This window comes from Catellatospora sp. NPDC049609 (genome assembly GCF_040675365.1).
Classification (GTDB): domain Bacteria; phylum Actinomycetota; class Actinomycetes; order Mycobacteriales; family Micromonosporaceae; genus Catellatospora.
In genome coordinates, this window is record NZ_JBFAOU010000485.1 from 1 (window position 1) to 1117 (window position 1117).

General features: G+C 70.0%; 1 protein-coding gene. It reads left to right on the forward strand.

Annotated elements, in window-relative coordinates:
- Positions 1 to 60 precede the first annotated feature (60 nt).
- Positions 61 to 1117: IS630 family transposase (locus tag AB0J67_RS41300; RefSeq protein WP_363491310.1), on the forward strand; the 1057-nt coding region annotated here is incomplete at its 3' end.

Sequence of the window (1117 nt, forward strand, 5' to 3'; positions counted from 1 at the left end):
GAAGAGCACGCCGCGCTGGTGGCGTTGGCGCGAAGGCCTACGAGCGCGTATCGGCTGGTGGTGCGGGCGCGGATCGTGTTGGCCGCCGCGGGCGGTGCCCCGAACGCGGTGATCGCCGCGCGGCAGGCGGTGCACGTGGACACGGTGCGCAAGTGGCGGCGCCGGTTCTGGGCGCTGCGGTTGCGGGGACTGGCGGACGCGGACCGGCCGGGCCGCCCGGCGACGTTCACGCCGGTGCAGCAGGTGCAGGTCAAGGCCCTGGCGTGTGAGCTTCCGGCCGACCGCGGGGTGCCGCTGTCGCGCTGGAGCGCCGAGGAGTTGGCCAGTGAGGCGGTCACTGCCGGGATCGTCGCCGACATCTCCGCTTCGACGGTCGCCCGGTGGCTGGCCGCGGATGCGATCAAGCCCTGGCGATACCGGTCCTGGATCTTCCCGCGCGATCCGGACTTCGCCGCCAAGGCCGGGGTCGTGCTTGACCTGTATGCCCGGACCTGGCAGGGACGCCCGCTGGGCGACGACGAGTTCGTGATCAGCGCAGATGAGAAGACGTCGATCCAGGCCCGTTGCCGTTGTCATCCGACCCTGCCACCGGGCCGGTCCAGGCTGATGCGGGTCGAGCACGAGTACGACCGTGGTGGGGCGCTTGCCTACCTGGCCGCGTTGGACGTGCATCGCGGGAAGGTCCACGGCCGCTGCGAGCCCACGACCGGCCTGGCCCCGTTCGCGCGGCTGGTCGAGCAGGTCATGACCCGCGAACCCTACGCCTCAGCACGCCGGGTGTTCTGGATCGTCGACAACGGCTCGTCCCACCGCGGGCAGGCATCCATCGACCGGATGGCCGCCGCGTGGCCCACTGCCATGGTCGTGCACACCCCGCTGCACGCCAGCTGGCTGAACCAGGTCGAGATCTACTTCTCCGTCGTGCAGCGCAAGGTCGTCACCCCGAACGACTTCTACGACCTGGCCGACGTCGAGAACCGCCTGGAGGCGTTCCATGACCACTACAACCTCGCCGCTCGACCGTTCAACTGGCGATACACCAAGAAAGATCTTGACGCCCTTCTCAAACGCCTCGCGACCCAGCCAGCCCTACCCGCAGCTGCGGCACCCCCGACGA